This window comes from Salipiger sp. D13, assembly GCF_003703915.1.
GTDB lineage: Bacteria > Pseudomonadota > Alphaproteobacteria > Rhodobacterales > Rhodobacteraceae > Salipiger > Salipiger profundus.
The window spans coordinates 105,988-131,755 of sequence record NZ_RAPJ01000011.1 but is presented as its reverse complement, the minus strand read 5'-3'; the positions used below and the strand labels follow the sequence as shown (position 1 = coordinate 131,755).

Sequence of the window (25,768 nt, the reverse complement as noted above, 5' to 3'; positions counted from 1 at the left end):
CGTCGCTCCTTATGCGTCGGCGCCCGCGAGGGGCTTGTAGTTGGTGTTCTCCGCGATACGGGCCGACTTGCCGCGGCGCGCGCGCAGGTAGTAGAGCTTGGCGCGACGGACCTTGCCGCGGCGCACGACGGTGATCGACTCGATGTTGGTCGAATACAGCGGGAACACACGCTCCACGCCTTCACCGAAGGAAATCTTGCGAACGGTGAACGAACCCGCGATGCCCTTGCCGTTCTTGCGGCTGATGCAGACGCCTTCGTAGTTCTGCACCCGGCTGCGGGTACCTTCGGTCACCTTGTAGCCGACGCGCACGGTGTCGCCGGGCTTGAAGTCGGGGATCTCTTTCCCCAGGGCGGCAATCTGTTCCGCCTCGAGCTGTGCGATCAGATCCATCTGACCTTCTCCTATATGCTCACGGTTGGACCCGTGACGTGTCTCGCGTCCCAGAGCTCCGTGTCTTCGTTCGGGTCCGCGCCGGATCGGGTCCGGTGCGCCCGCAGGAGGCTATCGACGTCGTTTTCCGTATCGTTCTTCTTGTCCGGCCCATCCATGCCCCGCCGAAGATACGGGTCAGGCAATACCGAACGAGTCCGCTCGACTCGGGAGAGCCTGCGGACGCGCTGCGTATAGGCGCAGCCACGCTTTCGATCAAGGGAAAACTGCGTGAAATGCCGTTCAGAGCGGGCGCTTGAAGCCGACATGACTGGCCGAGAAACCAAGCCGTTCGTAGAAGCGATGCGCCTCGGCGCGGCTGGCGTCCGAGGTGAGCTGGACCATGACGCAGCCATGGTCGCGGCACTGCCCGATGGCCCACTCGATCATCCGGCCGCCCAGCCCCTCGCCGCGGGCGGGGGCGGCGACGCGCACCGCCTCGATCTGACCGCGCAGCGCGCCCTTGCGCGACAGCCCGGCGATGAAGGTGAGCTGCAGCGTGCCGACCACCGCGCCGTCGCGATCCGCCACCGCGAGCAGCTGGTTCGGGTCGGCATCGATGGCCCGGAACGCGGTGACGTAAGCTTCTGACAACGGCGGCCCGAGCGCCTCGCGGGTGGCGCCCAGCGGATCGTCGGCGAGCATCGCGACGATGGCGGGCACGTCGACCTCGGTCGCGCGCCGCATGGTGATGCCGCTCATTCGCCGCGCTCCTTTTTGGCCCGGTAGGCCTCCCAGAGGTCGGGGCGGCGCTGGCGGGTGATTTCTTCCGCCTGCGCGTGGCGCCACTTGTCGATCTCGCCGTGATGCCCCGAAAGCAGCACCGGCGGGATCTCGAGCCCCTCCCACTCGGCAGGGCGGGTGTATTGCGGATGCTCCAGCAGCCCGTGCGAAAAGCTCTCTTCCTCGATCGAGTCGGCATTGCCCAGCACCCCGGGCAGGAGCCGCACGGTGGCATCGAGCAGCGCCTGCGCGGCAATCTCGCCACCGGTCAGAACGTAGTCGCCCATCGAGACCTCGGCGATGCCGTAGTGGTCGAGCACCCGCTGGTCGAGCCCCTCGAAGCGGCCGCAGATCAGGGTGACGCCGGGGGTCTGCGCGAGCTGCCGGGCAACGGACTGGTCGAAGCGGCGCCCGCGCGGGCTGAGGTAGAGGATCGGGGCGGCGGGCGAGATGCCGCGCCGCGCGGTGTCGAGCGCGCGGCCCATGACGTCGGGGCGCAGCACCATGCCGGCGCCGCCGCCAGCGGGCGTGTCATCGACGTTGCGGTGCTTGCCCTCGCCGAACTCGCGCAGCGGGATCGCGTCGAGCTGCCACGTGCCCTCCTGCAGCGCCTTGCCGGTCAGCGACAGGCCCAGCGTGCCGGGAAAGGCCTCGGGGAAGAGGGTGATGACCTGCGCCCGCCACGCGCGGGCAAGCGCGGGGCTCGCGTCCATCAGCTCGCGCGGCTTCAGGCTGGGGCGGAGGCTCTTGCGGCCGTGGGATCTGGGTGCATCGCTCATGGCGTTTCCTCTAGCCGCAAGCCGGGGGCGGCTCAAGCGGCTCGGTCGCCGTCCGCCTGCCTTATCGCCAGCCGCCGCAGGGTCTTCTTCGCCTCGCGCAGGTGGCGGTCGTCGAGGCCGCTCCGGTTCAGCGCGAGGAACACCTCGGCGAGCCCGATGTCGGGCTGGACGTTCTCGGGCGGGCGCAGTTCCAGTGCCGCGCGCGGCTCGGGGGGCAGCGCCACGAGGTCGAGCAGCGGCGCGAGCGGGCCTTCGCGGCGGCTGCGGCTGGTTTCCAGCGGCTCCGAGGCGACCTGCGCGGGGCCGACGCGGACCGCAACCTCAGCCACAATCGCCTCGAGATCTACGGCCCCGGCAAGTTCTTCTGCGTAACGGTCGAGATCGAGGGTCAGCCGGGTGCTGCGCAGGTTCTGCCACCAGGTCGAACGCAGCCAGGCATCCCGCTCTCGCGTCGAGAAAAAGAACACAGGCGCTGCATCAAGGCGGGCCACGGCGGTCTCGGAGAGCAGCGCCATGATCTCGGCGGTGGCGTGGTAACGGGTCAGTCCGCGCCGCCCCGGCAGATGGCCGGAGAGGTCCTCGGAGGCCATCAGCACCGGGCGCGGGTCGTCGCGGTCGAGCCGGCGGAAGAACCGCGCGGCCTCGCGTCCGACAGCGGCACGGCCGGCCTCGTCGGGGGCGAGCGAATAGGCGCGGGCGGCTTTCGTCAGGCGCTCGAAGTCGGCCTTGAGACACACCCGCAGGTGCGGCTCCAGCAGGGCGCGGTTGGCTTGGAGGGTGGTCTGGACCGTCGTCGTGCCGGTCTTGTGAAAACCGGCATGAATGACGATCCGCGTCATTCGAAGAGCCCGTCCGGCGGGTCCGCGACGATGCGCCCCGAGGCAAGATCGACGGTCGGCACGGCGGCCTGGGTGAAGGGCAGCAGCACCGTGGTCGAGGCCCCGGGCACCTGCACCTCGAGGAGGTCGGCGGCGCCATGGTTCAGCACCGCCTTGACCGTGCCCAGCACGGCGCCGCCGGTGTCCTGCACCGACAGGCCGATCAGGTCTGCGTGGTAGAACTCGTCGTCGGGCAGGGCGGGAAGCCGGTCGCGCGGGGCGAACAGGCGGGTGCCGCGCAGCGCGTCGGCGTCCTCCTTGCTGCGCACACCGGACAGGCGGGCGGCAAAGCCTCCCTTGACGGCGCGGGTCAACTGGATGTCGAAGCTGCGGCTGCCGTCCTCGGTGGTCAGGGGGGCGTAATCGGCTATGGCCTCGGGGTCGGCGGTGAAGCTCTTGAGGCGCACCTCGCCCTGCACGCCAAAGGCGCCCGAAACAGTTCCAACGCAGATCGTATCGCTCACGACGGCCTCGCTATGCTCCGAAAGTCCGGAGGACTGGATAGACCAGACCGCGCGGGCTTGGCAATCGCCCGGCGCTCAGAACCGCAGCCGGAAGACGCGCGTCACGCCAAGCCGCACCGACCACTGGTCGTCGCTGCCGTTCTCGACGATCGGGCTGTCCGCGGCATCGTTCCGGTATTTCTCCCAGGTCACCGCGCCCTCGAGGCCCCAGTCGTCGTCGATCTGGTAGCGCGCACCGACCTCGACGCCCGAGGTCAGCAGGCCGCCTTCGGCCTCGTAGGCCGGACGGCCGGCGGCTGCCTCGGAGGTGTCGACGCCGAAATAGGTGTCGGCGTAGTCGTCGCTGCCCCAGAACAGGCGCGGGCCCACGGTCAGCTTCCAGCGGTCGGTGGGGCGGGCGATCAGGTCGAGACCGGCCTCGCCGACCCAGGCCTCGTGGCCGCCGAAACCGCGACGCACGTCGGTGTAGGCAGAGAAGTACTCGGCGGTGTAGCCGAAGCCGAAGCCAAGCTCGACGGCGGCATCGACATCGTCCATGCCACGCAGGTCGTCATGTTCGGACGCGTCGCGTTCGCCGATGTAGCGGAAGGCGCCGTGCACGTCCCAGCCCAGCGTATCGGCCCAAGGGTCGCCGCTGCCGAAGCTCCGGCCGTTGCTCAGGTTGAGCCCGTGGAACTTGAACCCGACGTCGGGGCCCACCGCGTAATCGTCCGAGCCGAAATACTCGGGCGAATAGGACACGCCGCCGCGCAGCGAAAAGGTCAGGTCCGCATTCGAGGCCGACGACATGGTCGAGACGGTCTCGGTCTGTTGTGCGACGGCGGCGAGCGGCGCGGCGCAGAGAACAAGCGGCATGAGCAGGCGGGCAGAGATCATCGCGGACTCCGGGGGTGAGAGTGGTGATTCCCAATCTAGCGATCTGGACGGTAGTGCATACCCGGAAAAAGGAAATGGCGCGCGGGTGTCTCTCCCGCGCGCCACTTTCCGGTCCGGGATGCCGGCGGGATTACTCCGCGCCTGCTTCCTCGGTGGATTCCGCCGCAGCGGCTGCCTTTGCGGCCTTGGCTTCGGCGCGCTCCTGCGCGGCCTTGCCCGGCTTGGCTTTCTGCGGGTTGTTGCGCGTCTGCTTCTCGGCAACGCCGGCGTTCTCGAGGAAACGCTGCACGCGGTCGGTGGCCTGGGCGCCGTGACCGATCCAGTACTGGGCGCGCTCGACGTCCATGTTCACGCGGCGCTCGTCGTCCTTGGCGAGCAGCGGGTTGTAGGTGCCGATCTTCTCGATGAAGCGGCCGTCACGCGGCATGCGCGAGTCGGAGACGACGATCGAGTAGTGGGGGCGCTTCTTGGAGCCGCCGCGGGCGAGACGAATCTTGAGGGCCATTTCAGTTTCTCCTTATCGAATGGCGTTGGTTTCGGTCGGCCGGGCCGACCTCACGATTGGTGTCGTTCGTGGTGCTTGATGACTTCCTGAATGACGAAATTCAGGAATTTCTTGGCGAAGTCCGGATCGAGATCCGCCTTCTCCGCCAGATCCTGGAGCCGCGCGATTTGCTTTTCTTCCCGCGCGGGGTCGGAGGGGGGCAGGTCGTGATGCGCCTTGAGGACGCCCACGGCCTGGGTGTGCTTGAACCGCTCGGCCAGGGTGAAGACGAGAATCGCGTCCAGCCGGTCGATGCTCTCGCGGTGGTCCTTGAGAAGCGCGGCGGCGCGGTTAACGGGATCATGCGTCTCAGTCAATGGCCCAGCCTTTCGGTTTGAACAGGGGATCCTGGAAATTCGCGATTTCCATGTCGATGCCATGGGCGAGCTGCGTGCCGCGCAGCGCATCCGGGGCAGGATGACGGTAGACCGCGTCGCTGCCGTCGATCGACGGGGCGGCGGCGTCCTTCTTCGCGCCAAGCCGTTCGGCCAGCCGGATGGAATCGAGGTTCTTCGGGTCGATGTAGGACACCGCGCCTTCCCAGCCCTGCGCGTCGTAGAAGTGGCGGCGCACCCGGTGCGTCGCCTCGAGCGCGAAGCCGCGGCCGGCCTTGTCGGGCCAGATGATCCAGGCGATCTCGCGCTCGGGCCATTTCGCGGGGAACCAGCCGCCAGCCATGCCGACCGTTTCGTCGGTGTCGCGCAGGTGGACCATCCACATGCCGAAGCCGCGGATCTCCCAGTGGCCGATCTCGGCCGCATAGAGCATCCAGGTCTCGTAGGCATTGAGCGGCCCGCCCATGAAGCGCGAGCGGTAGGAGGCGAAGGTCGCCTTGAAGTCGGGGTAGTCCTGCGGCTCGGGCGCGCGCAGGATCAGCCGCTTCGTCTCGAGCACGGGAATCTCGTGGTGTCCCATCAGGCGGCCCCCCACGCATGAGGGCAGCCGTAGACGATGCCGGCGGAGATACTTTGTGCGACGGGGGCGATCATCCGAGCACCTCGTCGGGGCCGGGGTGCCGGTAGAGCAGGTCCTCGCCCATCGCGTAGTTGTGGTAGGTCCGCTCGTAGGTCGCGCCGAGCCGTTCGGCCAGCGCGATAGAGCGGCTGTTGCCGGGCACGATGTTCGAGGTCAGCGTGGTGAGCCCGAGATCCTCGTAGGCATACCGGCGGGCGCGCAGCGCCGCCTCTCGGGCGATGCCCTTGCCCTCGTGGTCGGCGAAGACCACCCAGCCAAGCTCGGGCTCGGGCCAGCCCTCGGGGTTCCAGACGCCGCAGATGCCCGCCGCCGCGCCGGTCTCCTTCAGCTCTATGGTAAAGTAGCCGTAGCCGCGCAGGTGCCAGTGGCCCACGTTCAGCGCGAACCAGCGCCAGGCGTCGCCGCGATGGTCGCTGGCGCCGAAACCGTCCGCGCGCGGGCGGTCGAGCAGGAAGGCGATCATCGGCTCGGCGTCGCGCGGCTCGGGGCCGCGCAGGATCAGCCGCTCGGTTTCGAGGCGGGGGGCGGTCACGAGGCTCATGCGTAGGCCTCCGGGCTGCCGTCGGCGTCGGGCGCCGGGTGACGGTAGACCAGGCAGGGTTCGCCGAGCAGCTCGCCCTCGCTCTCGCGCGTGGCGCCGAGCCGCTCCGCGACGCGGATCGAGCCGGTGTTCTCGGGGTGGATCTGCGAGATCAGCGCGCCCATGCCGAGCGTCTCGTAGGCCCAGCCACGAACGGCGAGCGCCGCCTCGGTGGCATAGCCCTGACCCTCATGACCGTCGAAGAGGTTCCAGCCCAGCTCGGGCTCGCGCCACATGCTGTGATAGATGAGGCCGACCCGGCCCACCGGCATGTCGCCCTTCAGAACCATGAAGAAGCCGTAGCCGCGGAGCGTCCAGTGCCCGATGGAGGCGAGGAACCCGCGCCAGCGGTCGAATTCGCTCGCGGTGGGGCCGCCCGTGAACCGGGTCCGCGACGAGCGCATGTAGTCGGACACGGCGGGCCAGTCGGCTTCCACCGGTGTCCGCAGCACGAGGCGCGGCGTGGTTATGACGGGCGAGACGGTCACTGTGCGCTTATTTCTTCTTGCCGAAGCCGCTGAGACCCGGCGGCAGGCCGCCACCGCCCATACCGCCCATGCCACCGGGCATCTTGCCGCCCATGGCCTTGGCCGCGGCCTCGATCTGCTTGGGGTCCATCTGCGACGGGTCCATGCCCTCGGGCGCGCCGCCCTTGCCGAACATGCCCTTCATGGCCTGTTTCAGCATGCCGCCTTTGCCCATCTTGCCCATCTTCTTCATCATGTCGGACATCTGGCGCTGCATCTTCAGCAGCTTGTTGAGGTCCGACACCTCCATGCCTGCGCCCTTGGCGATGCGCTTCTTGCGCGACGCCTGCAGGATCTGCGGGTTGGCGCGCTCGCGCTTGGTCATGGAGTTGATGAGGGCGATCTGCTGGCGCAGGATGGAATCGTCCATACCGGCCTCGTCCATCTGCTTGGCCATCTTCCCGGCGCCGGGCATCATCTGCATCATCGCGCCCATGCCGCCCATCTTGATCATCTGCTCGAGCTGCATCTTGAGGTCGTTCATGTTGAACTGACCCTTCGAGAAGCGCTTCATCATGCGCTCGGCCTGCTCGGCCTCGAGCGTCTGCTGCGCCTTCTCGACCAGCGCGACGATGTCGCCCATGCCGAGGATGCGGCCCGCGACACGGTCCGGCTCGAAGGTTTCGAGCGCATCCATCTTCTCGCCGAGGCCGACGAACTTGATCGGCTTGCCGGTGACGGCGCGCATCGACAGTGCGGCACCGCCGCGGCCGTCGCCGTCCATCCGGGTCAGCACGACACCCGAAATGCCGATGCGGGTGTCGAAGTTCTCGGCGGTGTGCACGGCGTCCTGGCCGGTGAGGCCGTCGACCACCAGCAGCGTCTCGCGCGGCGTGGTCACGTCGCGGACCGCCTCGACCTGGCTCATCAGCTCTTCGTCGATCGACAAGCGGCCGGCGGTGTCGAGCATGTAGACATCGTAACCGCCGAGACCCGCTTGCGTCTTGGCGCGCTTGGCGATGGCAACGGGGTCTTCGCCCTTGACGATGGGCAGGGTGTCGACGCCGATCTGCTGACCGAGGATGGCCAGCTGCTCCATCGCAGCGGGGCGGTTGACGTCGAGCGAGGCCATCAGGACCTTCTTGCCGTCGCGCTCCTTCAGGCGTTTCGCCAGCTTGGCGGTGGTCGTCGTCTTGCCGCCGCCCTGCAGGCCGACCATCAGGATCGGCGCGGGCGGGCTGTCGATGCGCAGGCTGCCGGGTTCGCCCTCGCCGGCGAGCACCGAGATCAGCTCGTCGTGGACGATCTTCACCACCTGCTGGCCCGGCGTCACCGACTTGGTGACCGCCGCGCCGGTGGCCTTCTTCTCGACGGCCTTGATGAACTGGCGCGCCACGGGCAGCGAGACGTCGGCCTCGAGCAGGGCGACGCGCACCTCGCGCAGGGCGGTGCGGACGTCATCCTCGGACAGGGCGCCCTGTTTCGTCAGCCGGTCGAAGACGCCGCCTAGGCGTTCGGATAGATTTTCGAACATGGGGCCTCGGGCCTCCCGTCTGTTGTCCTTCTTGCCACCCGGAGATAGGGGCGACGGCGCGATGATGCCATCGGGGCAATGCAGAACGGCCCCCGTGGGCGCAACGCGCTGACGGAGGGCGATCCCGGGCATACCCCAAGGGACCGGAGGCGCAATTCGGCTTCCGGAGTTGCGCAGGCCTTACGGCGCGCGTGCCCGCGAGTCAAGCGTGGGGTGCCCGTGACGGCGTGCGGAACGTTGCCAGCGCCGCCGCGTTGCGGTAAGGATCAGGGTACTCGCATCTCGCATGCGGGCAGGGGCGTGCCACCTCAAGGGAGGCGCGGCGCGCGATTAGGCAAATTTGGCACGTCTGTGCAGTTTGTGCGCGAAACCCCGCCGCGGCGCAGATTCGGGCTTTCTGATTCGGCAATCTGCCGCTAATGGTGATAACCAGACCGTTCATTTGAAGGTGACGCAATGAAACTGAAAGCTCTTATGACTTCGGCCGCCCTCGCCAGCATGCTGGCGGCATCGGCCGCTTATGCCGGCAGCCCCGTCGTCGTCGAAGAAGAAGATGATCCCTATGCGCTCGCAGCAGCGCCCTCGATGTCCCCCGGCCTGATCGCCGGTGCCATCGCAGGTACCGCCGTGCTCGTCGCGGTTGCGGCTTCGGGTGGCGACTCGAGCTCCAGCTCGACCACCGGCACCGTGGAAACCGATCGCTGATCGATCCGCAGGGATAGCGACGGAGCTTTCGCTTCGCGCCACAAGATTTTTGAACGCGCCCGTATTCTCGGGCGCGTTCTTTTTTGCCTGCCTTCCGGCACGTCGCGCGCGCCGATGTCGTGGTGCGGCCGGGCGTCTGCTTGCAATTCGCATATGCCGCGCCGCATAACTGCGGGGAACGGGGCGTCTCGCACGGAAGGCACGCATGACCAACTGGGACGAAATCCGCACCGCCTACCAGGTCGCCCGGCTGGGCACGGTCAGCGGCGCGGCCGAGGTGCTCGGCGTGCACCATGCAACGGTGATCCGCCATATCGATGCGCTCGAGGCGCGGCTCGGGGTCAAGCTGTTCCAGCGCCATGCCCGCGGCTACACGCCGACCGAGGCGGGGCAGGACCTTGCCCGCGTCGCGCAGACCACCGACGACCAGTTCCTTCAGCTCGCCGGCCGCATCAAGGGGCGGGGCGAGGGCGTTTCGGGGGAGCTTCTGGTCACCTCGCTCATCAACTTCTCGCCGCTGATGGTCGGCGCGCTCGCGACCTTCCGCGAAGCGCATCCGGACCTGACAGTTCGCTTCCTGACCGGGGCACGGCTGTTCCGACTGGAATACGGTGAGGCGCATGTCGCCCTCCGGGCCGGCTCGCCGCCGCAGGAACCCGACAACGTTGTGCAGTCCTTCGCGCGGCAGGCCGTCGCGCTCTACGGGTCGAAAAGCTACCTTGAAAAGCATGGCATGCCCGCTGACGAGTCGGCGCTCGCCGAGCATGACTTCGTCGGCTACGACGACCCGGAATCGCGCGCGCCCTTCGCGATCTGGCTGCGCAAGAGCGTGCCCTTCGAGCGCGTCACCTTCCGGACCGAGGATGGTCGCGTGCAAGAAGAGGCGGTGCGCGCCGGTGCCGGCCTCGGCTTCATATCGGTGCAGCAGGCGAAGCGGTATCCCGACCTCGTGCAGGTGCTTCCGCCGCGCGAGGAGTGGTCTTCGCCGCTCTGGCTGGTGACTCATGTCGACCTGCATCGCACGCCGAAGGTTCAGGCTTTCCTGCAGCATCTCAAGGATTACGCTGCGGCGAGCGAGGCGCCGTGAGCCCATCGGCGCAGGGGCATCTCGCGATGCTCGCGTTCTCGGCCATGGTGGCAGGGTCCTTTGCGCTGGGGTCGCTCGCCGCGCCGCATATCTCGCCCACCGCGCTCAATGCCGTGCGCTTCGTGCTCGCCGGGGCGCTTCTGACGGTCGTCGCGACCGCCAGCGGCCGGGTCACGCGCACCTCGCTCGTGGCGCCTTGGCGCTATCTGGTGCTGGGTGGGCTGATGATCTCGTATTTCGTGCTGATGTTCGAAGGGCTCAAGACCGCGCCGCCGGTGAGCCTCTCGGCAGTATTCACGCTCACCCCGCTCATGGCGGCAGGCTTCGGCTGGCTCTTGATGCGGCAGCGGATGACGGGCCGCATGGCGCTTGCGCTGGCGGTCGGGGCTGCGGGCGCGCTCTGGGTGATCTTCCGGGGTGACCCCGGTGCGCTTCTCGCGCTCGAGATCGGTCGGGGCGAACTCGTCTACTTCGTCGGCTGCGCGGCGCATGCGCTGTATACGCCGATGGTGCGGCGGCTGAACCGGGGCGAGCCGGCGCTGGTCTTCACGCTCTGGACCAACCTCGCCGGCATGGTGCTGCTGCTGCTCTGGGGCTGGCGCGACATAATGGCGACGGACTGGCTGGCGCTACCGGGCATCGTCTGGCTGACCATCGTCTACACGGCGGTCGCGGCCACCGCTGCCACCTTCGTGCTGTTGCAGTTCGCCGCGATGCGCCTGCCTTCGGCCAAGGTGATGGCCTACACCTACCTCACGCCGTCATGGGTCATTCTCTGGCAGATCTCGCTGGGGCAGGGGGCACCGGCGGCGCTGATCCTCGTTGGTGTTGCCTTGACCGTGCTCGCGCTCGCGCTGCTGTTGAAGCAGGAGTGACGCCGCGCGCTCAGTCTTCGGAGGCCGCCCCGAGTTCCTCTGCGAGGAAGCGCTCGAAGGCGTCGAGGTTGACCGGCTCCACCAGCCCGAAGCCGAACATCCAGACCGAGGCCTCGCGCAGCGCGTCGGGCTCGAGCTTGCACCACCGGAGCCGCCCCCGCTTCTCCTGGCTGATGAGCCCCGCCGCCGCGAGGATGCCGAGATGCTTCGACACCGCGGCAAGCGACATCTCGAAGGGCTCGGCGACATCGGTCACGGCCATGTCGTCCTCGAGCAGCATCGCGAGGATGCGGCGGCGCGTGGGGTCGGCGAGCGCCGCGAAGACGGCAGAGAGCGTGTCGGTCATGGCGCCATAAGTCGTGCCCCGGGGCGGGTCGTCAAGCGGCTGCGGGCAAACTCAACTCCCGAGTTGAATATGGCCCGGGCGGCGAGGTTGGCGCTAACCGCCCGCCACTGCGCTGGGTCGCCAGAAAATCCATCTGAAAATATATAGAAAAATCAATTGCCTGAGGCGTTCGACCAAGACGGTCACCTGTTCTTGACTCGGGGCGCCGGGCCGACTAGCAACATCGCGGAACTCCTCAGGGGCTGAAACGGTGAGTGATCCCGATCCAAAGCGGCAACTCGACGCGCTGGAGGCGAAGATCGCTGCGGCAAAAGCCGCACGGGAAAGCGACAAGGCCCACCAGGAGGAACACTATTCCCAGGCGAACCTCGCCTGGCGGATGGTAACCGAGATGGTGGCCGGTCTGGGGATCGGCTTCGGCATCGGCTACGGACTGGACGTGCTGCTTGGCACGACACCCTGGCTCATGGTGCTGTTCACATTGCTGGGGATCGTGGCAGGCATCCGGGTGATGATGCGTTCCGCCAACGAGATCCAAGAGAAACAACTGGCCCAAGGCAAGGCCGGAGAGGACGAGAAGAGGGATCGCGATGGCGACTGAAGCGACGCACGGTGCAGAAATGGCAGAACACGGCGCCGAAGCCGGTGGTCTCGTGTTTCACCCGATGGATCAGTTCATCGTCAAGCCGCTCTTTGGAGACGGCGCGGTGGGCATGTTCACCATCACCAACGTGACGCTCTGGATGCTGATTTCCATCCTCGTCATCGCCGGTCTCATGGTCTGGGGCACGTCGCGCCGCGCGATCATCCCCTCGCGCAGCCAGTCGATCGCCGAGATGGCCTATGGCTTCATCCACAAGATGGTCGAGGACGTCACCGGCAAGGAAGGGCTCGTCTACTTCCCCTACATCATGACGCTGTTCATGTTCATCGTGGTCGCCAACTTCCTCGGCCTGATCCCGATGAGCTTCACGCTGACCTCGCACTTCGCGGTGACCGTGGTTCTCGCGCTGGCGGTCTTCCTGACCGTGACCGTCGTGGGCTTCATCAAGAACGGCGCCTCGTTCCTGAGCCTCTTCTGGGTCTCCAGCGCGCCGCTGGCGCTGCGGCCGATCCTGGCCGTGATCGAGGTGATTTCCTACTTCGTCCGCCCGGTCAGCCACTCCATCCGTCTTGCAGGCAACCTCATGGCGGGTCACGCCGTGATCAAGGTCTTCGCGGGCTTCGCCGCGCTGGCCGTGGTGTCGCCGCTCTCGATCCTCGCGATCACCGCGATGTACGGGCTCGAGATCCTCGTGGCCTTCATCCAGGCCTACGTGTTCACGATCCTCACCTGCGTCTACCTCAAGGACGCGCTGCATCCGCACCACTGACCGCAGGGTGGGCACCCTTGCCCGCCTTGCCCCGCAGAACACCCCTATCGACCACTTCCAGACGTAAGGAGATATCATCATGGAAGGTCAACTCGCACATATCGGCGCAGGCATCGCAGGTCTCGGCACCGGTCTCGCCGCTCTCGGTGTGGGCAACGTCGCTGCCAACTTCCTGTCCGGCGCCCTGCGCAACCCCTCGGCTGCCGCGTCGCAGACCGCGACCCTCTTCATCGGCATCGCATTCGCCGAAGCACTGGGCATCTTCTCCTTCCTCGTTGCTCTGCTGCTGATGTTCGCCGTCTGATCGACGGAACGACCATCCTTACGCGCGGGCGGTGCCGTCACCTGACGGCCCGCCCGATGTAACGACAACGTTCCGACGGAGGACGACATGGCGACAGAACCCATCGCCGAAGAAATTGCCGGCGTCTGCGTCGATTCCCATGGCTCCGCCATCGGCATGCCGCAGCTCTGCGCCGACTGGATTCCCAACCAGGTCTTCTGGCTCCTCATCACGCTCGTGGTGATCTTCTTCGTGCTGTCGCGCATCGCTCTGCCGCGGATCGCGTCCGTTCTGGCCGAGCGCCAGGGCACGATCACGAACGACATCGCCGCCGCCGAGGAATTCAAGCGCCAGGCAGGCGACGCGGAAAAGGCCTATGAAAAGGCCCTGGCCGATGCACGCGCGGAAGCGCAGGCCATCGCCCAGAAGACCCGCGACGACATCAAGGCGCAGCTCGACGAGGCCACGGCCGAAGCCGACAAGAAGATCGCCGCGAAATCCGCGGAGTCCGAAAAGGCCATCGCCGAGATCCGTGCCAGCGCGGTCGAGAACATCGAGATCGTCGCCAAGGACGCCGCAGCCGCCATCGTGGCAGCGCTGGGCGGCAAGGCCGATCAGGCCGCCGTCTCGGCAGCCGTCGACGAGCGGATGAAAGGGTAAGCCAATGCGCAAGCTGATCACATCCAGCATCATCGCAGCCGGCTTCGCGACCCCGGCACTCGCCGCGAGCGGCCCGTTCTTCTCGCTGCGCAACACGAATTTCGTCGTGCTTCTCGCGTTCCTGCTGTTCCTCGCGGTCCTTGCCTACTTCAAGGTGCCCGGGCTGCTCGGCAAGATGCTCGACAAGCGTTCCGAAGGCATCCGTGACGAGCTCGACGAGGCTCGTGCGCTGCGCGAAGAGGCCCAGACCGTTCTGGCGTCCTACGAGCGCAAGCAGCAGGAGATGACCGAGCAGGCCGACCGTATCGTCGCGCAGGCCCGCCAGGAGGCCGAGAGCGCCGCCGAGAAGGCGCGCGAGGATCTCGACGCCAGCATCAAGCGCCGCCTTGCCGCTGCCGAAGAGCAGATCGCCTCGGCGCAGGCCTCTGCCGTGAAGGACGTGCGGGATCGCGCTGCCGAGGTGGCCGTTGCCGCCGCGCGCGACGTGATCGCGCAGCAGACCAGCGCGGCCGACAAGAACCGCATGATCGACGAGTCGATCTCGGAAGTGGGCACCAAGCTTCACTGAGGTCGGCACGGCCCTGAACTTTCGAAAAGCCCGGTCATCGAGACCGGGCTTTTTTCGTTCATGCTCGCTGGGCTGCGCCGGGGATGCGGCATCGCGAACACGGTTGCCGCGCCGCATGTCTTTGGGTCATCGGCAAGACTTTGCTTGGGTTTCGCCACCATATACGGTGGGCGAAATGCCGCCGAAGCGGAACATGTGGACAAGCACGAGGGGACAGCGTGGCTCATATCATCGTCGTCGGAAACGAGAAGGGCGGGGCAGGCAAGTCCACCGTCTCGATGCATGTCGCGACCGCCCTGGCGCGCATGGGGCACCGCGTGGGTGCGCTCGATCTCGATCTCCGGCAGCAGACGACGGGCCGCTACTGCGACAACCGCCGCCGCTTTCTCGAAAGCGAGGGGCTGGAGCTTCCGGGGCCGCATTACATTCCGCTGCCACCCGCCGAGCAGGATTCGCTTGCTCCCGGCGAGAACGCCTATGACCATCGGCTGAGCAAGGCCGTCTCGTCGCTCGAGGCGGAGTCCGACTTCATTCTCATCGACTGCCCCGGCTCGCACACCCGCCTGAGCCAGGTCGCGCATTCGCTCGCCGACACGCTGATCACGCCGCTCAACGACAGCTTCATCGACTTCGATCTGCTCGCCCGGATCGACAACGACGGCGAGAAGATTCTCGGGCCGTCGGTCTATTCCGAGATGGTCTGGAACGCGCGGCAGCTGCGGGCGCAGGCGGGCCTGAAGCCGATCGACTGGATCGTTCTGCGCAACCGGCTCGGCGCGCAGCAGATGATCAACAAGATGAAGATGGAAAAGGCGCTCGAGCGGCTGTCCCGCCGCATCGGCTTCCGTATCGCGCCGGGGTTTTCCGAGCGGGTCATCTTCCGCGAGTTGTTCCCGCGCGGTCTGACACTGCTCGACCTAAAGGACATCGGGGTCAAGCAGCTCAATATCTCGAACGTGGCGGCGCGGCAGGAATTGCGGGACCTGATGAGCGCGATCAACCTGCCCGGCGTCGAGATCCGCTTCTAGCGGTCAGCGCAGCTTCAGGGCCAGAGCCGTCGCGCCGATTCCCGAACTCACGAGGTCGACCCCGAGGAAGAGGCCGAGGAGGCCTCCGGCGGCGTGCGGAACGGCAAGCACAACGGCGATGCCGAGACCGAACGACACGACGCCCGACGCGACCATCCAGCCCCAGCCACGGCGCGCTCGGAGGTGCAGGCCCAGCCAGATGCGCAGCACACCCATGGCGAGGAAAAATCCCGCGATCAGCAGGGTCAGCGAGACGATACCGGCCAGTGGATTGGCGAGCAGCGAGATCCCGAAGGCCAGGATGAGCAGCCCGAGAATGGCGGAGACAAGCCGCGCCCCGCGTGAGCCGGTGTCCTGAAACGCGATCCAGAGCTGCACGATGCCACCCAGCGTCAGGATGCTTCCCGCGATGGCGACGGCGGTCAGGGAGGCTGCGAAGGGTTTGATGAAGGCCATGAGGCCACCGACGATCAGCAGGGCGCCAAGAATGAGGATCCAGCGCCAGTCGGGTCCGGGAGGGGAGCGTCGCGCAGGCCCGCGACCTGGGGGATGTTCGGGCATTCGACGTCTCCTTCTACTGGAGGGAGAACATGCCTGCGTCACAGCGGGTTCCATCGCATTCCCGCGACTGGAGGGTGGCGGGCCGCCCTGACTGATTAATGCCGGTCCAGTGGCAGGCTTGGCCCGGGCTGGGCGGAATGCGCACAGCCGGCACGAATCCGGCGGGCATTCGTTGGCCCACGAGCGAATTTAACGCCTCTTTAACCAAACTGCGGTTGGTTGGCCTCATGCGGTTTTTAACGGTTTTCCTGATGTGTTTTCCCTTGGCCTGCAGCATGGCGGGCCCCGGGTTTCGTGGCGTCACTCCGGTGACGCGCGAGGTCGAGGGCTCGCGTTTCCTGCTGCGGGTCAAGGACCGCATGGCCGAGGTGACGCGGACCAGCTTCGAGTTTCCGGCGCGCTTCGGCCCGATCTCCGAGCGGGCGCAGAAGGCGGTTCACCTTGAAACCGGCTGCGAACCCGAATGGGTGACGGGCGATCCTGCGATGATGGTGATGGGCCTGTCCTGCAACGGCGAGCCGGCACCCCCCGAACCTCGCAACCGGAGCATAAGCTGCGAGATCTTCGATGCCGTCTACAGCGAGCGGTTCGGTGGCAGCGCGGCGGTGGAATGCACGCAGTGGTGACGATCAGGCGTCGACCGGTTTCTCGTAGAACAGGCTCGAGGCGTTTTCCTGGTAGGGGCCAAACGCCGGACGGCGCGTGAAGCCCTGGCGTTCGTAGAGCGCCACGGCCGCGTCGAGCCGGTCGCCGGTTTCGAGCCGCAGGAGCGGCAGCCCTTCCTCGCGGGCCGTGCGCTCGAGATGCAGAAGCAGCCGCCTTGCGACCCCGATTCCGCGCGCCTCGGGGGCGACGAACATCGACTTTACCTCGCCGTAGCCATCGCGGCGGGCGAGGGCGGCGCAGCCGAGCAACTCACCGCACTCTTCCGCGCCGTAGAGGGTCACCCCCTCGGCGCAGAGGCCGTCGATATCGAGAAAATGGTTCTCGTCAGGCGGAAACAGCGCGTTCATCAGCGCGTGGCTCTCGGTCAGAAGAGCGGTCGCGCGCGGATCGCGGGGCGACACGGGACGTATGGCAAGCGGCATGGGGCAGCTCCTCGCAAGCCTGATGATCAAAAGCGCTAACATGCAAAACGTCAAGATGGCGTTTCGGCCTATAGTGCCGCAATATCTTGTGGATAATAGGCAAGGCTCCGCGATATCCAGAGCAAAGCGTTTGACGAGCCCCCGGCAGCACCGGCAAAATGCCCGGAAAACCGGAATCAGGGCAGTCCATCTTGCTATTCTCGCGCCTCAGGCTGACAGGCTTCAAGAGCTTTGTCGATCCGACCGATCTTGTCATTTCGGACGGGCTGACCGGTGTCGTCGGCCCGAACGGCTGCGGCAAGTCCAACCTGCTCGAAGCGTTGCGCTGGGTGATGGGCGAGACCCGCGCCAAGGCGATGCGCGGCGCCGGCATGGAAGATGTGATCTTCGCGGGCACCACCTCGCGCCCCGCACGCAATTTCGCCGAAGTCAGCCTGACCATCGACAACTCCAACAGGCTCGCGCCTTCGGGGTTCAACGACAGCGACCAGCTCGAGATCGTCCGCCGCATCACCCGTGACGTGGGCTCGGCGTACAAGGCCAACAGCAAGGACGTGCGCGCCCGCGACGTGCAGATGCTCTTCGCCGATGCCTCGACCGGGGCGCATTCGCCCGCGCTGGTCCGGCAGGGGCAGATCTCCGAACTGATCAACGCCAAGCCGAAGAACCGCCGCCGCATCCTCGAGGAAGCCGCCGGCATCTCGGGACTCTACCAGCGCCGCCACGAGGCCGAGCTGAAGCTCAACAACACTGAGGCCAACCTGCTGCGTGTCGACGACGTGATCGAGCAGCTCGCCGGCCAGCTCGGCCAGCTCGAACGGCAGGCGAAGCAGGCAGCCCGCTACCGCGCCATCGGGACCGACCTGCGCCGGGCCGAGGGGATGCTGCTCTACCGTCGCTGGCAGGAGGCCGATGCCGCCCGTCTTGTCGCCGAGACCGGCCACCGCGAGACCGTCAGTGCTGCTGCGCAGGCGGAAAGCGCCGCGCGGGCCGCTGCCGAACTGCGCGCCGGGCAGGAGGAAACGCTGCCGCCTTTGCGCGAGGAAGAGGCCATCGCCGCCGCCATCCTCCAGCGTCTCACGGTGCAGCGCGACGCGCTGGCCGAGCAGGAGGTCCGCGCCGCCGACACCATCACCGCGCTCACCCGCCGGATCGAGCAGATGAGCCGCGACATGGAACGCGAAGCCGGGCTCAATCACGATGCCGGCGAATCCATCGCCGCGCTCGAAAGCGAGGCGCGCGCGCTCGAGACCGCCGGCGAGGGTCACGACGACCGGCTCGCCGAGGCCGCCGAGGCCGCGAGCGAGGCCTCGGCCATGCTACAGGCGCGCGAGGCGGATCTGTCGCAGCGCACCGAGGATGTCGCCCGGCTTGCTGCCCGCCACCAGTCTGCCCATCGCTTCCTGTCCGATGCCCGTCGCACGCTCGACCGCCACGACGGTGAGGCAGCGAAGGCGCGCGAGGCGCTCACGGCCGCGAAGCAGACGCTGGAAACCACCACCGAGGCGGTGACCGGCGCGCGCGATCATGCCGAGGAGGCGCAGGAGATGGCCGAGCGCGCCGAGGAGCTTCTCACGGGGGCCGACGCCGCGCGCACCGAGACGCAATCTCGGGAAGCCGAGGCCCGGGCCGAGCGCTCCGAGGCAGAGGGCGAACAGAGCGCGCTCAGCGCCGAAGTGTCCGCGCTCGCCCGCCTTCTCGACCGCGACACCGCCGAGGGTGGCCAGGTGCTTGACCTCCTGCAGGTCGAACATGGCTTCGAAAAGGCGCTCGGCGCGGCGCTTGCCGACGACTTGCGCGCGCCTGAAGTGGCGTCCGACGGTCCGACCGGCTGGGCGGTTCTGCCACCCTACGACACGCCCCAGCCGCTGCCCGACGGCGTGAGCGCGCTCACGGCGCATGTCTCGGTGCCCGGGGTGCTCGCGCGTCGGATGGGCCAGATCGGCCTTGTCACCTCCGAGGAGGGCTCCCGCCTGCAGCCGCTCCTGAAGCCGGGCCAGCGCCTGGTGAGCCGCGACGGCGATCTCTGGCGCTGGGATGGCTACCGGGCGTGGGCCGAGGATGCGCCCTCGGCTGCGGCGCTGCGGCTGGAGCAACTCAACAAGCTCGAGGCCCTGAAGCAGGAGCTGTCCGGCGTCTCTGCTCGCGTCGACGCGGCGCGCGCGACGCATGAGGCGCTCGTGGCGCGTCTCGCCGAACTGACCGAGGCCGACCGTGCCGCCCGCGAGGCCCGGCGCGAGGCAGACCAGCGCCTGAACGAGGCGGTGCGCGCGATGAACCGTGCCGAGGCCGACCGCGACATGGCCGAGGGCAGGCTCGAGAGCCTCGCGATGACCGTGAAGCGCCACGAGGACGAGGCCACCACCGCCCGCCAGCAACTGCTCGAGGCCGAGCGTGCGGTGGGTGATCTCGACGACCTCGAGGCCACTCGCGCCGAGGTAGAGGACCTCAAGGTCACGGTCGAGGCCGCGCGGATGACGATGATGGCCCGCCGCTCTGCGCATGACGAGCTGCGCCGCGAGGGCGACGCCCGCAAGGCGCGCCTCCAGCAGGTCACCAAGGATCTCGCGGGCTGGCGGCACCGGCTCGAAACCGCCGAGAAGCGCAGCAGCGAGTTGTCGGAACGCAGGGCCGCCGCCGAAGCCGAACTGTCCGAGGCCAGGACGGTGCCCGAAGACCTCGCCGCCCGCCGCGAGGAGCTGGGCGGCTCCATCGCCGAGGCCGAGACCCGCAAGGCCGCCGCCGGAGAGGCCTTGCACGCCGCCGAAGAGGCGCTGCGGGCCACCATCGTCGCCGAGCGCGATGCCGAACGCGCGGCCTCGGATGCGCGCGAGGCACGGGCCCGCGCCGAGGCCCGGCTCGAAGCCGCGCGCGAGACCGTGGATGCCGCCGCCGAACGCATCGCGGACGAGCAGGACACCACGCCTTCGAAGCTGCTCGAGCGGCTCGACATCGCGCCCGAGGACATGGGCGCGTCCGAGCAGATCGAGTCCGAGGTGAACCGCCTGAAGCGCCAGCGCGACTCGCTGGGCGCGGTCAACCTGCGTGCCGAGGAGGACGCCCGCGAGGTCCGGGAAGAGCACGACCTGCTGGTCTCCGAGAAGCAGGACCTCGAAGAGGCGGTGAAGACGCTGCGCTCCGGCATCGCCTCGCTCAACCGCGAGGGCCGCGAGCGCCTGCTGACCGCCTTCGAGCAGGTGAACAGCAACTTCTCGATGCTCTTCACCCATCTCTTCAACGGCGGCGAGGCAAACCTCGTCATGGTCGAGAGCGACGACCCGCTCGAGGCCGGGCTCGAGATCATGTGCCAGCCGCCGGGCAAGAAGCTGTCGACGCTGTCGCTGCTCTCGGGCGGCGAGCAGACGCTGACGGCGCTGGCGCTGATCTTCGCTGTGTTCCTCGCCAACCCCGCGCCGATCTGCGTGCTCGACGAGGTCGACGCGCCGCTCGACGACGCCAACGTGACCCGCTTCTGCGACCTGCTCGACGAGATGTGCCGCCGCACCGAGACGCGCTTCCTCATCATCACCCACCACGCGGTGACGATGGCCCGGATGGACCGTCTCTACGGCGTCACCATGCAGGAACAGGGTGTCTCGCAGCTGGTCTCTGTGGACCTCAAGAAGGCCGAGAGAATGGTCGCCTGACCCGACGCGGCGCCGCTCGAGGTGCCGGAAGGTCTCGTCGTGCCGCACGCGCCCTGCGGCTGTCGGACAGGCCAAAGAATGCAGGCCCCGGCCGTGCGCCTCACGTGTGGCGGTACCGCCGCCCTCGCGCACCGCGCTGTCCGCCTCGCGGGAAAGACGCTGTCCGTGCTTTGGCCAGCACGAACGCACTACGCGAACCGGCGTGCGCCGATGCGCCGAATTGCAAAGGCTCGGTGGCCCGTCCCCAAGGCCCTGCCCACCGAGATGCTCCCGTGGGACGCCGGGGGCAGGGCGCCACGGCCCGCTCTTCTTCTCTTTGAAAATACCGCGGGGGTCCGGGGGCTGGCCCCCGGCTTCGGCGTTACCCCTCCGTCACCGCGTGCCGCCGGCGCACCGTGCCCGGACGCCCCGGCAAGGCAAGCCGTGCATCGTTGCGGGCCTGCCGCGACACCACCTTGCCCTTCGAGATCACGCAGAGCCGGTCGGGCCGCAGCCGCAGCGCCTCGATCGGGTCGCCGGCATCGAGCACCACCAGCGAACCGGTGTTGCCCTCCGCCAGCCCGTAGCCCTCGAGATGCAGGATCTTCGCGTTCTCCTCGGTCACCATGGCGAAGCAGCGTGCCATCTCCTGCGGCGAGGTCATCTGCGCCACGTGCAGCCCCATGAAGGCCACGTCGAGCATGTCGGCGGTGCCGAGCGAATACCACGGATCGCGCACGCAGTCCTGCCCCCAGCCCACGGTGATGCCATGGGCCTGCATCTCCTTCACCCGCGTCAGCCCGCGCCGCTTGGGGTAGCTGTCGTGCCGCCCCTGCAGCGTGATGTTGATGAGCGGATTGGGGATCGCCGCGATCTTTGCCTCGGCGATCAGCGGCAGCAGCTTGCTGACGTAGTAGTTGTCCATCGAGTGCATCGAGGTCAGGTGCGAGCCCGCAACGCGCCCCTGCAGCCCCAGCCGCTGTGTCTCGAAGGCCAGCGCCTCGATGTGGCGCGACATCGGGTCGTCGGTCTCGTCGCAATGCAGGTCGACCAGCAGGCCCCGCTCGGCGGCAATCTCGCAAAGCTCGCGGACCGAGTCGGCGCCATCGGCCATGGTGCGCTCGAAATGCGGGATGCCACCCACCACGTCGACGCCCATGTCGAGCGCGCGGATCGTGTTCGCCCGCGCGGTCGGGTCGCGGTAGAAGCCATCCTGCGGAAAGGCCACGAGCTGCAGGTCGAGATAGGGTTTCACCGCCTCGCGCACGTGCAGCAGTGCCTCGACGCCCTTTAGACTGTCGTCGCAGGTGTCGACGTGACTGCGCACCGCCAGCAGGCCCATGCTCACCGCCCAGTCGCAATAGGCCAGCGCCCGGTCGACCATCTCGTCGACCGTGGCTTCCCGTTTCAGCTCGCCCCAGAGCGCGATGCCCTCGAGCAGCGTGCCGGAGGCGTTGATGCGCGGCGTGCCGTAGCTGAGCGTCGCATCCATGTGGAAATGCGGATCGACGAAGGGCGGCGCCACGAGGTCGCCGGTGGCGTCGATCACCTCGCCGGCCTCGCTGCCGGAAAGGTCTCCCATGGCGGCGATCAGGCCGCCCGTGATGCCGATGTCCTTGACGGTGCCATCGGGCAGGGTGCCGCCTTTGACGAGAATGTCGAACGTGGCCATCAGCGGTCTCCGCGGTTGAAGGGGGTCATCAGCGCCGCGGGCACCTCGGCCCGGCGCGACATCAGGAAAAGGGCGAGGATCGACAGGACATAGGGGATCATCAGGAACACCTGGTAGGGGATCACCTGCCCGAGGCCGGTCTGCTGCAGGCGGATCTGCAGCGCGTCGAAGCCCGCGAAGAGCAGCGCGCCGAGCAGCGCCTTGCCGGGCTTCCACGCGCCGAAGACGACCAGCGCGATGCAGATCCAGCCCCGCCCGTTGACCATCTCGAAGAAGAAGCTCGAGAAGGCCGACATGGTGAGGAACGCGCCGCCCACAGCCATCAGCCCGGAGCCGACGATCACCGCGCCCATGCGGATCGCCGCGACCGAAAGCCCCTGCGCCTCGACCGCCTGCGGGTTCTCGCCCGCGGCGCGCAGCGCCAGCCCCAGCGGGGTGCGGTAGAGCACGAAGGCCACCAGCGCGACGCAGGCGAAGGCCGCCCATGTGAGGGCCGTCTGCGAGAACAGCGCGTCGCCGAGCCACGGCAGATCGGACAGGCCGGGGATGTGCAGCGGCTGGAAGGGCTCGATGCGGGGCGGGTTGGTGACCTCCGGGAGCGCGAGGCGATAGGCATAATAGGCTGAGGACGTGGCCAGAAGGGTGATCCCCAGCCCCACCACGTGCTGCGACAGGCCGAAGGGCACCGTCAGCAGCGCGTGCAGCGCGCCGAAGGCCATGCCCGCCAGCATCGCCACCGCCACCCCGAGCCACAACCCGCCGCCGGCGTAGACCGCCATCCAGCCGGCGAAGGCGCCAACGACCATGATGCCCTCGATCCCGAGGTTCAGCACGCCGGCGCGCTCGCAGATCAGCTCGCCCATGGTGGCGAAGATCAGCGGCGAGGCGATGCGCAGGATCGCGGCCCAGAAACTCGCCGAGATCAGGATATCGACGATCTCGGTCATCCGCGCACCACCCGGAAGCGTGTCAGCAGGATCGCCAGAACCATGAACAGCAGCGCCGCCGCGAGCAGGATGTCGGCGATGTAGGTCGGCACCTCGGCGGCCCGCGACATGCTGTCGGCGCCGACGAAGATGCCCGCGACGAACTGCGCCGAAACGACGACGCCCAGTGGGTGCAGCAGTGCCAGCATGGCGACGATGATGCCGGTGTAGCCGAAGCCCGGCGACAGGTCGGCGGTGAGGTTGCCCTTGAGGCCGGCGACCTCGGAGAAGCCGGCGAGCGCCGCCAGACCGCCCGAGAGCAGCGCGGTCTTGACCAGCACCCGGCCCACCGGGATGCCGGCGAAGCGTGCCGCCTGCGGGTTGAGGCCGACCGCGCGGATCTCGTAGCCGAGGGTGGTGCGGGTCTGCATGACCCAGACGCCGGCGGCGCAGATCAGCGCCAGCGCGAAGCCCCAGTGCAGACGCAGCCCCTCGACGATGCGCGGCAGGCGGGCATCGCGGGGCAGGGCGGGGGACTTGGGCCAGCCCATGCCCATCGGGTCCTTGAGCGGTCCTTCGAGCAGGTAGGAGATGAAGAGCGCCATGATGAAGTTCAGCAGCAGCGTGGTGACCACCTCGTCGACGCCGAGCCGGGTCTTCAGCAGCACCGGTCCGAGCAGCACCAGCGCGCCCGCGAGGATCGCGGCGACCGCCATCAGCGGCAGTGCCAGCGGCCCCGGAAGCCCCGCCTGCGTGCCGATCAGCACTGTCATCAGCGCGCCGGCGTAGAGCTGCGCCTCGGCGCCGATGTTCCAGAGCTTCGCCCGGAAGGCGACGGCGATGGCGAGCCCGGTGAAGATCAGCGGTGTGGCGCGGTTGAGCGTTTCCAGCGCGGCGAATTTCGACCCCACGGCGCCCTTCACGATCAGTCCGAAGGTCTGCGCCGGGTTGGCCCCGGCGAGCATGGCGAGCAGCGCCGCGACGAGCACGGTGGCGGCCACGGCAAGCGCCGGCAGACCCAGCGTGCGGGCATGGGTCGGTGCGGCGATGGGTTCAAGACGCATGCAGGGCACCCCGCGTGACGGAGGCGGAGCGGGGGCCAGCCCCCGCACCCCCGGGATATTTCCGGCCAGAAGAGGCCCGGGGCGCGGTCTGCAGGGGACCGAGGTCACGCGGCATGGTCGAACCCCTGTCCGGCCATCCACTGCCCGAGCTCCGCCGGGGTCTTTTCGCCGCGGGCGAACTCGGGCGAGAGGCGGCCCTCGGAGATCACCCGGATCACGTCGGAGAGTGTCAGGATCTCGTCGAGGTCCTCGGAGATGAGCAGCACGGCGGCGCCCGCGTCGCGCGCTGCGATGAGCCGTTCCTGCACGTAGGTGACCGCGCCGATGTCGAGGCCGCGCACCGGCTGGTTTGCAAGGATGATGCGCGGGCCCGCCTCGAGAACGCGGCCGAGGATCAGTTTCTGCATGTTGCCGCCCGAGAGCAGCCGGATGCGCGCGTCGGGGCCGGGGCAGCGGACGTCGTAGGTGTCGATCAGCGCCTCGGTGTCCCGGCGGGCGGCGGCCCAGTCCATCCAGCCGTGACGCGAGGCGGGCGCACGGGCATAGCTTTCCAGCACCGCGTTCTCGGTCAGGGTGAAATCGGCCACGGTGCCGGTGCTGTGACGGTCCTCGGGGATGCGGCCGATGCCGGCGGCGAGCGCCTTGCGCGGGGTCCAGCCGTGTGCGGGCGCGCCGGCGATCTCGAGCCTGCCGGTGTCGGGGGTGTCGAGCCCCGACAGCAGGTCGGCGAGGGCGCCCTGCCCGTTGCCGGAGACACCGGCGAGGCCGGTGATCTGGCCGGCCCGGAGGTCGAGGTGAAGATCGTGGAGGCCCGGGCGGTTGCCCTTGGCCGCGGTGCTCACGCCGTCCAGCCGCAGCAGCACGGGCCCGGGGCGGGCGGTGGCCGGCGCGGGTGCGGTGATCTCGGCACCGACCATCATCGTGGCGAGCTGGTGGCGATCGGTGTCGCGCGTGGCGACCTCGCCCGCGAGCCGGCCGTGACGCAGCACCAGCACACGCGACGAGATGGCCATGACCTCGTGCAGCTTGTGGCTGATGAAGATCACCGAGAGCCCCTGCGCCACCATCCGGCGCAGCGTCTCGAAGAGCGCGTCGGCCTCCTGCGGGGTGAGCACGGCGGTGGGCTCGTCGAGGATCAGGATGCGGGCGTCGCGATAGAGCGCCTTGAGGATCTCGACGCGCTGCCGTTCGCCGACCGAGAGCGCCGCGACGCGCGCGTCGGGATCGACCGCGAGGCCGAAGTCCTGCGCGAGCTGCGCCACCCGCCGCCGCGCCGCGCCGCGCCCGAGGCGGGGCGACCACAGCGGCTCGGTGCCGAGCAGGATGTTGTCGAGCACCGACATGTTGTCGGCGAGGGTGAAATGCTGGTGCACCATGCCGACGCCGGCGGCGAGCGCCGCGCCGGGCTGACCGGCCGGCAGGCGCTGGCCGAAGACATCGACGGTGCCCTCGTCGGCGGTGTAGTGGCCGAAGAGGATGTTCATCAGCGTGGTCTTGCCGGCACCGTTCTCGCCCAGCAGCGCCACGACCTCGCCGCGCCCCAGCGACAGCGAGATGCCGTCGTTCGCGACGAGGGGGCCGAAGCGCTTGGTGATGCCGGAGAGGCGCAGGACGGTGTCGTCCCGCGCCGGGTCTTCTGTCGTCATGCGGATGC

Annotated in this window: 30 protein-coding genes; 11 read left to right on the top strand and 19 right to left on the bottom strand. The window is 68.2% G+C overall.

The window, feature by feature from the left end; translation table 11 throughout:
- Nucleotides 1-9: 9 nt before the first annotated feature.
- The 12 genes from rplS to ffh all read right to left on the bottom strand — a co-directional run bounded on the left by rplS (nt 10) and on the right by ffh (nt 8,252).
- Entirely contained in the window at nt 10-393 is a 384-nt protein-coding gene (gene rplS / locus D6860_RS20685; RefSeq protein ID WP_076623210.1) for a 50S ribosomal protein L19, read from the bottom strand.
- A gap of 282 nt (nt 394-675) precedes the next feature.
- Complete coding sequence (locus D6860_RS20680; RefSeq protein ID WP_076623211.1) at nt 676-1,134, bottom strand: GNAT family N-acetyltransferase; 459 nt, start codon at nt 1,132-1,134, stop codon at nt 676-678.
- A complete protein-coding gene (trmD, locus tag D6860_RS20675) occupies nt 1,131-1,934 on the bottom strand; it encodes a tRNA (guanosine(37)-N1)-methyltransferase TrmD (RefSeq protein WP_076623212.1) in 804 nt (267 codons plus the stop codon). Before trmD ends, D6860_RS20680 begins: the two co-directional genes overlap by 4 nt.
- A 32-nt stretch (nt 1,935-1,966) precedes the next feature.
- Nucleotides 1,967-2,773: a hypothetical protein gene (locus tag D6860_RS20670; protein WP_076623213.1), complete on the bottom strand. Its 807-nt coding sequence runs from the start codon at nt 2,771-2,773 to the stop codon at nt 1,967-1,969.
- The gene (gene rimM / locus D6860_RS20665) at nt 2,770-3,276 is read right to left on the bottom strand and encodes a ribosome maturation factor RimM (RefSeq protein ID WP_017468050.1); all 507 of its coding nucleotides are present in this window, start codon (nt 3,274-3,276) and stop codon (nt 2,770-2,772) included. Before rimM ends, D6860_RS20670 begins: the two co-directional genes overlap by 4 nt.
- Before the next feature lie 75 nt (nt 3,277-3,351).
- A complete protein-coding gene (locus D6860_RS20660; RefSeq protein WP_017468051.1) occupies nt 3,352-4,152 on the bottom strand; it encodes a MipA/OmpV family protein in 801 nt (266 codons plus the stop codon).
- Nucleotides 4,153-4,282: 130 nt separating this feature from the next.
- Complete coding sequence (gene rpsP / locus D6860_RS20655; RefSeq protein ID WP_076623214.1) at nt 4,283-4,657, bottom strand: 30S ribosomal protein S16; 375 nt, start codon at nt 4,655-4,657, stop codon at nt 4,283-4,285.
- A 50-nt stretch (nt 4,658-4,707) separates the two neighbouring features.
- Nucleotides 4,708-5,013, bottom strand: a complete 306-nt coding sequence (locus D6860_RS20650; protein ID WP_076623215.1) for a chorismate mutase — start codon at nt 5,011-5,013, stop codon at nt 4,708-4,710.
- Nucleotides 5,006-5,611, bottom strand: coding sequence for a GNAT family N-acetyltransferase (locus tag D6860_RS20645; RefSeq protein ID WP_076623216.1), 606 nt, complete (start codon nt 5,609-5,611; stop codon nt 5,006-5,008). Before D6860_RS20645 ends, D6860_RS20650 begins: the two co-directional genes overlap by 8 nt.
- Before the next feature lie 70 nt (nt 5,612-5,681).
- Nucleotides 5,682-6,212, bottom strand: coding sequence for a GNAT family N-acetyltransferase (locus tag D6860_RS20640; RefSeq protein ID WP_076623217.1), 531 nt, complete (start codon nt 6,210-6,212; stop codon nt 5,682-5,684).
- The gene (locus tag D6860_RS20635; RefSeq protein ID WP_076623218.1) at nt 6,209-6,739 is read right to left on the bottom strand and encodes a GNAT family N-acetyltransferase; all 531 of its coding nucleotides are present in this window, start codon (nt 6,737-6,739) and stop codon (nt 6,209-6,211) included. Before D6860_RS20635 ends, D6860_RS20640 begins: the two co-directional genes overlap by 4 nt.
- 7 nt (nt 6,740-6,746) lie before the next feature.
- Nucleotides 6,747-8,252 (bottom strand): signal recognition particle protein, encoded by a 1,506-nt coding sequence (gene ffh / locus D6860_RS20630; RefSeq protein ID WP_076623219.1) that lies wholly within the window; start codon nt 8,250-8,252, stop codon nt 6,747-6,749.
- Nucleotides 8,253-8,708: 456 nt separating this feature from the next.
- On the opposite strand from ffh, the gene D6860_RS20625 reads away from it, so the two are divergent.
- From D6860_RS20625 to D6860_RS20615, 3 genes are all read left to right on the top strand, one after another.
- The gene (locus D6860_RS20625) at nt 8,709-8,957 is read left to right on the top strand and encodes a hypothetical protein (protein WP_076623220.1); all 249 of its coding nucleotides are present in this window, start codon (nt 8,709-8,711) and stop codon (nt 8,955-8,957) included.
- A 205-nt stretch (nt 8,958-9,162) separates the two neighbouring features.
- The gene (locus D6860_RS20620; RefSeq protein WP_076623221.1) at nt 9,163-10,044 is read left to right on the top strand and encodes a LysR family transcriptional regulator; all 882 of its coding nucleotides are present in this window, start codon (nt 9,163-9,165) and stop codon (nt 10,042-10,044) included.
- 26 nt (nt 10,045-10,070) lie between these two features.
- On the top strand, nt 10,071-10,919 hold the full coding sequence (locus tag D6860_RS20615; protein ID WP_076625326.1) for a DMT family transporter: 849 nt from the start codon (nt 10,071-10,073) through the stop codon (nt 10,917-10,919).
- A 10-nt stretch (nt 10,920-10,929) separates the two neighbouring features.
- On the opposite strand, the gene D6860_RS20610 is transcribed toward D6860_RS20615, so the two are convergent.
- The gene (locus D6860_RS20610; protein WP_076623222.1) at nt 10,930-11,265 is read right to left on the bottom strand and encodes an ArsR/SmtB family transcription factor; all 336 of its coding nucleotides are present in this window, start codon (nt 11,263-11,265) and stop codon (nt 10,930-10,932) included.
- 250 nt (nt 11,266-11,515) lie between these two features.
- On the opposite strand from D6860_RS20610, the gene D6860_RS20605 reads away from it, so the two are divergent.
- The 6 genes from D6860_RS20605 (at nt 11,516) to D6860_RS20580 (ending at nt 15,177) form a co-directional block, all read left to right on the top strand.
- Nucleotides 11,516-11,866: an AtpZ/AtpI family protein gene (locus D6860_RS20605; protein WP_076623223.1), complete on the top strand. Its 351-nt coding sequence runs from the start codon at nt 11,516-11,518 to the stop codon at nt 11,864-11,866.
- The gene (locus tag D6860_RS20600; RefSeq protein WP_076623224.1) at nt 11,856-12,638 is read left to right on the top strand and encodes a F0F1 ATP synthase subunit A; all 783 of its coding nucleotides are present in this window, start codon (nt 11,856-11,858) and stop codon (nt 12,636-12,638) included. Before D6860_RS20605 ends, D6860_RS20600 begins: the two co-directional genes overlap by 11 nt.
- Nucleotides 12,639-12,717: 79 nt before the next feature.
- Nucleotides 12,718-12,942, top strand: coding sequence for a F0F1 ATP synthase subunit C (locus D6860_RS20595; protein WP_017469695.1), 225 nt, complete (start codon nt 12,718-12,720; stop codon nt 12,940-12,942).
- Between the two features lie 87 nt (nt 12,943-13,029).
- Entirely contained in the window at nt 13,030-13,581 is a 552-nt protein-coding gene (locus D6860_RS20590) for a F0F1 ATP synthase subunit B' (protein WP_076623225.1), read from the top strand.
- 4 nt (nt 13,582-13,585) lie between these two features.
- Complete coding sequence (locus D6860_RS20585; RefSeq protein ID WP_076623226.1) at nt 13,586-14,149, top strand: F0F1 ATP synthase subunit B; 564 nt, start codon at nt 13,586-13,588, stop codon at nt 14,147-14,149.
- Between the two features lie 218 nt (nt 14,150-14,367).
- On the top strand, nt 14,368-15,177 hold the full coding sequence (locus D6860_RS20580) for a division plane positioning ATPase MipZ (protein WP_017468728.1): 810 nt from the start codon (nt 14,368-14,370) through the stop codon (nt 15,175-15,177).
- Between the two features lie 3 nt (nt 15,178-15,180).
- Here the strand turns inward: D6860_RS20580 and D6860_RS20575 are convergent, their stop codons facing one another.
- The gene (locus tag D6860_RS20575; RefSeq protein WP_076623227.1) at nt 15,181-15,738 is read right to left on the bottom strand and encodes an HdeD family acid-resistance protein; all 558 of its coding nucleotides are present in this window, start codon (nt 15,736-15,738) and stop codon (nt 15,181-15,183) included.
- A gap of 251 nt (nt 15,739-15,989) precedes the next feature.
- Between D6860_RS20575 and D6860_RS20570 the strand changes: the two genes are divergently transcribed.
- Complete coding sequence (locus tag D6860_RS20570; RefSeq protein WP_164845656.1) at nt 15,990-16,364, top strand: hypothetical protein; 375 nt, start codon at nt 15,990-15,992, stop codon at nt 16,362-16,364.
- Nucleotides 16,365-16,367: 3 nt separating this feature from the next.
- On the opposite strand, the gene D6860_RS20565 is transcribed toward D6860_RS20570, so the two are convergent.
- Entirely contained in the window at nt 16,368-16,826 is a 459-nt protein-coding gene (locus tag D6860_RS20565) for a GNAT family N-acetyltransferase (RefSeq protein ID WP_076623229.1), read from the bottom strand.
- Nucleotides 16,827-17,017: 191 nt separating this feature from the next.
- Between D6860_RS20565 and smc the strand changes: the two genes are divergently transcribed.
- Entirely contained in the window at nt 17,018-20,473 is a 3,456-nt protein-coding gene (smc, locus tag D6860_RS20560; protein ID WP_076623230.1) for a chromosome segregation protein SMC, read from the top strand.
- A gap of 361 nt (nt 20,474-20,834) precedes the next feature.
- On the opposite strand, the gene D6860_RS20555 is transcribed toward smc, so the two are convergent.
- From D6860_RS20555 to D6860_RS20540, 4 genes are all read right to left on the bottom strand, one after another.
- Nucleotides 20,835-22,124, bottom strand: a complete 1,290-nt coding sequence (locus D6860_RS20555; RefSeq protein ID WP_076623231.1) for an amidohydrolase family protein — start codon at nt 22,122-22,124, stop codon at nt 20,835-20,837.
- On the bottom strand, nt 22,124-23,071 hold the full coding sequence (locus D6860_RS20550) for an ABC transporter permease (protein ID WP_076623232.1): 948 nt from the start codon (nt 23,069-23,071) through the stop codon (nt 22,124-22,126). The genes D6860_RS20555 and D6860_RS20550 overlap by 1 nt, the downstream gene beginning before the upstream one ends.
- Nucleotides 23,068-24,114, bottom strand: a complete 1,047-nt coding sequence (locus tag D6860_RS20545) for an ABC transporter permease (RefSeq protein WP_076623233.1) — start codon at nt 24,112-24,114, stop codon at nt 23,068-23,070. The genes D6860_RS20550 and D6860_RS20545 overlap by 4 nt, the downstream gene beginning before the upstream one ends.
- Nucleotides 24,115-24,218: 104 nt before the next feature.
- Complete coding sequence (locus D6860_RS20540) at nt 24,219-25,760, bottom strand: ABC transporter ATP-binding protein (protein WP_076623234.1); 1,542 nt, start codon at nt 25,758-25,760, stop codon at nt 24,219-24,221.
- Nucleotides 25,761-25,768: the final 8 nt, after the last annotated feature.